Source organism: Microcoleus sp. Pol17C6, from assembly GCF_036701145.1.
Taxonomy (GTDB): domain Bacteria; phylum Cyanobacteriota; class Cyanobacteriia; order Cyanobacteriales; family Microcoleaceae; genus Microcoleus.
This window is the reverse complement of sequence record NZ_JAUBQH010000004.1, coordinates 1-5,957: the sequence shown is the minus strand read 5'-3', so window position 1 is coordinate 5,957 and position 5,957 is coordinate 1. Positions and strand designations below refer to the sequence as shown.

Below are 5,957 nucleotides of genomic sequence, written 5' to 3'. Positions count from 1 at the left end.
CTCTAAAGGAAGAGTTTACTCTCAATGGTCACACCAGTTCGGTAAATGCAGTAGCTGTCACCCCCGATGGCAAGCGGGCGATTTCTGGTTCCGATGACAAAACCCTCAAAGTCTGGGATTTGTCGAGTGGAAATCTCATTGCCAGTTTTACAGGTGAAAGTTCGATCGCCTGTTGCGCTATTGCACCCGATGGAGTCACAATTGTGGCAGGCGACGCATCCGGCCGCGTATATTTCCTGCGACTCGAAGGGATGACTGAGTATTTAGAACAGGAGATGGCGTGAGATGGGAGAATTTGCTGACAAGTTAGCGGCCAAACCACTTTTCTATCAACGTGCTTATCTGGGCAGCTTACTGCCAAATTATGTTAAGTCAGGGAATTTAGAAAAGTATTATCAAAAACTGACTGATTTTAACTTTCTGATAGCAAAGATTCAGCATCCTGAGTTTGGGGGGCAGGCACTGATTGATGATTTCGATTTGGTTGACGCTTCAGAATCATTAAGTCACCCAGAATACAACTCAGAAAAAGCGAAATCCCTCAACTTGATTCAAAGGACACTGAGGTTGTCGGCACATATTTGGGTTCGAGATCGGACGCAACTGGCAGGGCAATTGTTAGGTCGCTTACTGTACTTTGAAATGCCTCCGATTCAGGCAATGCTGGAGGTGGCAAAGCAGTGGAAAGCAGCAGCTTGGTTGCGTCCTTTGACACCCTGTTTAACTCCCCCTCGCAGGGGATTGCTACGCACCATTGAAGGTCACAGCAACTCGGTAAATGCAGTCGCTGTCATTGCTGATGGCAAGCAGGCAATTTCTGGTTCAGGAGACAACACCCTCAAAGTCTGGGATTTAACCACTGGAAAGGAACTGTTTACTCTCACAGGTCATAGAAACTCAGTAAATGCAGTAGCCGTCACTGCCGATGGCAAGCGGGCAATTTCTGGTTCGTGGGACAACACCCTCAAAGTCTGGGATTTAACCACTGGAAAGGAACTGTTTACTCTCAAAGGTCATAGCAACTCAGTAAATGCAGTAGCAGTCACGGATGATGGCAAGCGGATAATTTTTGGTTCTTTTGACAACACCCTTAAAGTCTGGAATTTAACAACTGGAAAAGAAGAATTTATTCTCAATGGTCATAGCAACTCAGTAAATGCAGTAGCCGTCACGGATGATGGCAAATGGTCGATTTCTGCTTCAAGAGACAAAACCCTCAAAGTATGGGATTTAACCACTGGAAATGAACAGTTTACTCTCAAAGGTCACAGCAACTCAGTAAATGCAGTAGCCGTCACGGATGATGGCAAGTTGGTAATTTCTGGTTCATCCGACAAAACCATCAAAGTCTGGGATTTAACAACTCGAAAGGAACTATTTACTCTCAGAGGTCATAGCGACTTGGTAAATGCAGTAGCCGTCACGGATGATGGCCAGCGGGCAATTTCTGGTTCGTGGGACAACACCCTCAAAGTTTGGGATTTAACCACTGGAAAGGAAGAATTTACTCTCGAAGGTCACAGCGACTCAGTAAATGCAGTAGTCGTCACGGATGATGGCCAGCGGGCAATTTCTGGTTCTTTGGACACCACCATCAAAGTCTGGGATTTAACAACTGGAGATGAACTATTTACTTTCAAAGGTCACAGCCACTGGGTAAATGCAGTAGCTGTCACTGCTGATGGTAAGCGGGCAATTTCTGGTTCGTGGGACAACACCATCAAAGTCTGGGATTTAACAACTCAAAAGGAACCGTTTACTCTCGAAGGTCACAGCAACTGGGTAAATGCAGTAGCCATCACTGCTGATGGGAAGCGGGCAATTTCTGGTTCAGATGACAACAGCATCAAAATCTGGGATTTAACAACTGGAAAGGAAGAATTTACTTTCAAAGGTCGCAGCAATTTGGTAAAAGCAGTCGCCATCACTCCCGATGGGAAGCGGGCAATTTCTGGTTCAGATCACAACAGTATCAAAGTCTGGGATTTAACAACTGGAGATGAACTGTTTACCCTCGAAGGTCACAGCGACTGGGTAAATGCAGTAGCCGTCACGGATGATGGCAAGCGGGCGATTTCTGGTTCATCCGACAAGACCATCAAAGTCTGGGATTTAACAACTGGAAAGGAACAGTTTACTCTCGAAGGTCACAATAACTGGGTAAATGCAGTAGCTGTCACTGCGGATGGCAAGCGGGCAATTTCTGGTTCTTTGGACAACACCATCAGAGTCTGGGATTTAACAACTGGAAAGAAACTCAAAGATCATAGCAATTCGGTATATGCAGTAGCCGTCACTGCTGATGGCAAGCGGGTAATTTCTGGTTCAAGAGACAACACCCTCAAAGTCTGGGATTTAACAACTGGAAATATCATTGCTAGTTTCATGAGCGAAAATCCGATCGCCTGTTGCGCCATTGCACCCGATGGAGTCACAATTGTGGTAGGCGACGAATCCGGCCGCGTATATTTCCTGCGGCTAGAAGGGATGGAGGAACTAACATGAATTCCTCACCTCTTTCAACTCCCATCTCTACCGCCACTTACCCAAAAGAATTTCAGCAACTCCTGCGAGAAAAAACCGAGAATTTTGTAGGTCGCAAGTTTGTTTTTTCTGCTATTTCCGACTTTCTGAACTCCCACAGCCGCGGTTATTTCACAATAGTCGGCACTCCCGGCTGCGGCAAAAGTTCCATCCTCGCCCAATATGTCACCGCCCATCCTCGCAGTATCTATTACAACGCAGCAGTTGAGGGCAAAAATCGAGCTGAAGATTTTCTCGCTTCTGTCTGCACTCAACTGATTGACAAATACCTTGCCACCAATGGGGAAACATCGGAAATTGTCCAGCTAAGATCTCAACTTCAAAATCTCGAATCCCATGATGGGAGTTGGTTTCTGTCTTTGTTGCTTCAGCAAATTAGCGATAAATTAGCCGTAGCTTGCGAGACGGTACGTCATCGCCAAAAGTTGATAATAGTCATTGATTCTGTAGACGCGATCGCCCGCACGAGTCAGCCTCCCAGCACAAATCTGTTTTATCTGCCGAGATATTTGGGCGATCGTACTTATTTTATCCTCGCCCGCCGCCCGTTTTTGAGAGAGAAATCCGGTTTGTTAATTGAAACCCCCTCTCAAACTCTCGATTTAAGAGATTATCCCGCCCAAAATCGCGAGGATGTCCTTAACTACATTCAGCAATACCTATCAACCGCACCGGATTTAACTGCACCGGAATTGGGCCAACAACTCGCAACACTCAGCGAAGACAATTTTATGTATCTGAGTCAGATGTTACCTGCCATTAACGAGAATCCACACCCCGATGCTAATCTGGGGGAGTCCTCACTTATCTCTGAACTTCCTCCCGGTTTAGCAGCGTATTATCAAAACCACTGGCTGCAGATGAGAGGTGATGCTTTATCGGCGATCGAGTTGTCTGTGCTGAATGTTTTGGTACAATCAACAGCAAGTTTATCTGTAAGTGCGATCGCCAATATAATTGATCTGGATGAATACGATGTTGAAAAAGCGTTAGACAATTGGATCGAGTTCTTAAATAAACAAGAAATTGGAGGAGAAATTTGCTATAGTTTGTATCATAATATTTTCCGCGAATGGTTAGGCAAACAATCTATTTTAGAATGATGAGTTTACCTAGATTTTCGCTGTGCCAGCCTATAGTCTTCCTTGTCCAGTCTTCCCGATCCCCCCTAACCCCCCTTAATAAGGGGGGGACAAGAGGAGTCAAAGTCCCAATTGGAAAAAGAGGAGCACTGCAACACTCAAAGTCCCCCTTCTTAAGGGGGATTTAGGGGGATCTAGACTCGACTATAAACGATAGATACAAAGGTTTTTAGGCTTAAGTTAACACCAACGAACACTGCCGCAGCCTCACCCTAAACTCAATTTTAAAGCAACAATACAACAATGAAACGAGCAGTATTTCTTGACAGAGATGGCGTTCTCAATATCGAAGCCGGCTACATTCACAAAGTAGAAGATTTGCATTTAATCCCCGGAGTCGCCGAAGCTGTACGCCGTTTAAATGACCAACAAATATTTTGCTGTTTGGTTTCCAATCAATCCGGCCCGGCGAGGGGTTATTATCCGGTTAGCCACGTAGAAGCTTTGCACAAGCGCCTGTGTCTGTTATTAGAAAATGAAGCAGGAGCAAAGTTAGATGCTCTTTATTACTGTCCTTATTTAAGCGCAGCCGAAGGCGGAACAAACCCAGAATTTACGCGATATACGACGTGGCGAAAACCAAATACAGGGATGTTGGTAGCGGCGGCTTGGGAACAGGATTTAGATTTGCAAAATAGTTTTATGGTGGGGGATAAAGCGACTGATGTAGATATGGCGCACAATGCCGGCTGTACTGGTATTTTGGTGCAGACTGGTTACGGAGAGAGTGTGTTGAGTGGGGAGTATCAGCACCATACTAAACCGGATTTTATTGCAGCAAATTTAGCTGCGGCGGTGGAGTGGATTTTGCAACACTTTGATTAGTGTTTGTAGTGGTACTTAAGTTGTTTCTCGTTGAGTCTTAAAGGAAAGTGCTACGTAAGGAAGCGCGACTGTGAAGGTTGTACCCATGCCCATTTTGCTTTCGCAGGCGATCGCGCCTCCTTGCAATTCCACAGCTTTTTTAACAATTGTTAATCCCAAACCGTTACCTTTAATCTTTCCCGTATTCTTGCAGCGGTAAAACATTTCAAATATTTTCCCTACTTCTGTTTCGGGGATACCGATACCTTCGTCTCGGATACGCAAAATTAGTAAAGGGGAGTTAATATTGGTAAAGTATGAATTGGAAAAGAAAGAGTGAGGAGACAAGCCGAAAATAGCTTCTTTGTCTCCTTCGCTTGCTGGACGGCATTCCAATTCTAAGGTGACTTGCCCGCCGTTGGGAGAATATTTGATGGCGTTGACGATTAAGTTAGAAATAATGCCGTGCAGCAATTGTTGATCTAACATCGCGCTGGTAACATCTGACGGGATGAATGTTAGTTTGTGCTTGGCTTCATTTCCTAACTGCAATTGAGCCAGCAAGTCTTGACAAAATTCTACTAAATTTATCGGTAATGGATTGCATTTGAGTTGGCCTGATTCTGCTCTGCCCATGAACAGCATATCGTCGATTAGCTGGTTCATCTTTTGGGTAGCTGAGTGCACCAGCCGCAGGGTTCTAACTTGGGATTCGTCCTGGCTGCGAGTTCGATCGAGCTCTAGAAGTTCCGCAGAGATTAAAATGGCGTTGAGCGGGTTCCGCAATTCGTGAGCCGCCATTGAAATATACTGGTTTTGGCGGTGCGATTTTTCTTCCACCGACTCTCTGACTGCTTCCGCGGCTTTGAGAGATTCTCGCATCTTGGTTTCGATTTCGTGTCTGTGCAGGGCAATCTCGATCGCCACCCGCAAATCATTTTGTTGAAATGGTTTGATAATATAACCGAAGGGGTCTGTTAGTTTCGCTCTTTGCAGCGTTTGATCGTCGGCATAAGCTGTTAAAAATACTGTCGGCACATTTTTATTAGTTTTGATTTTCTCGGCCGCTGTTACCCCGTCCATGTCACCTTTAAGCACGATATCCATCAACACTAAGTCTGGCGGGTTTTCTACCGCTTTTTGAATTGCTTCTTCTCCTGAAGAAACTGTAGCTGTTACTCCATATCCCAGTTTTTTTAATCGACCTGCGATGTCTTGGGCTACAATAACTTCGTCTTCTACAACCAAAATTTGTATAGGGTTCATTTTTCGTTAAATACGCTGCCGATAATTTAACTCTTGGAAAATCAGAGTGTATAGCCTTTCTCAGAAAGATGAGGTATGATGTAACTGACTTGAACGAAGTGAAAAATATAGAACCCGAAAATGTCATGCAGATATAATTAAATGAGCGCTCACAGCATTTGCTCGACCCACAGCCTTCACTCGACTGACAACTATCAATGA

At 44.9% G+C, this 5,957-nt stretch carries 5 protein-coding genes; 4 read left to right on the top strand and 1 reads right to left on the bottom strand.

The features are described 5' to 3' along the window. The 4 genes from QUA25_RS03125 to QUA25_RS03110 form a co-directional block, all read left to right on the top strand. Positions 1-284: WD40 repeat domain-containing protein (locus QUA25_RS03125; protein WP_445242198.1), on the top strand; the 284-nt coding region annotated here is incomplete at its 5' end. Between the two features lies 1 nt (position 285). After that, a complete protein-coding gene (locus QUA25_RS03120) occupies positions 286-2,505 on the top strand; it encodes a beta-propeller domain-containing protein (RefSeq protein ID WP_333035497.1) in 2,220 nt (739 codons plus the stop codon). Then, entirely contained in the window at positions 2,502-3,647 is a 1,146-nt protein-coding gene (locus QUA25_RS03115) for an ATP-binding protein (protein WP_333035494.1), read from the top strand. The genes QUA25_RS03120 and QUA25_RS03115 overlap by 4 nt, the downstream gene beginning before the upstream one ends. 282 nt (positions 3,648-3,929) lie before the next feature. After that, entirely contained in the window at positions 3,930-4,511 is a 582-nt protein-coding gene (locus QUA25_RS03110; protein ID WP_333035492.1) for an HAD family hydrolase, read from the top strand. Positions 4,512-4,526: 15 nt separating this feature from the next. On the opposite strand, the gene QUA25_RS03105 is transcribed toward QUA25_RS03110, so the two are convergent. Further along, complete coding sequence (locus QUA25_RS03105; RefSeq protein ID WP_333035491.1) at positions 4,527-5,756, bottom strand: ATP-binding protein; 1,230 nt, start codon at positions 5,754-5,756, stop codon at positions 4,527-4,529. Between the last annotated feature and the right edge of the window lie 201 nt (positions 5,757-5,957).

Excerpts from the sequence above, each read along its gene's own strand:
- QUA25_RS03120 (WP_333035497.1), top strand. The coding sequence starts at position 286 with ATGGGAGAATTTGCTGACAAGTTAGCGGCCAAACCACTTTTCTATCAA.
- QUA25_RS03115 (WP_333035494.1), top strand. The coding sequence starts at position 2,502 with ATGAATTCCTCACCTCTTTCAACTCCCATCTCTACCGCCACTTACCCA.
- QUA25_RS03110 (WP_333035492.1), top strand. The coding sequence starts at position 3,930 with ATGAAACGAGCAGTATTTCTTGACAGAGATGGCGTTCTCAATATCGAA.
- QUA25_RS03105 (WP_333035491.1), bottom strand. The coding sequence starts at position 5,756 with ATGAACCCTATACAAATTTTGGTTGTAGAAGACGAAGTTATTGTAGCC.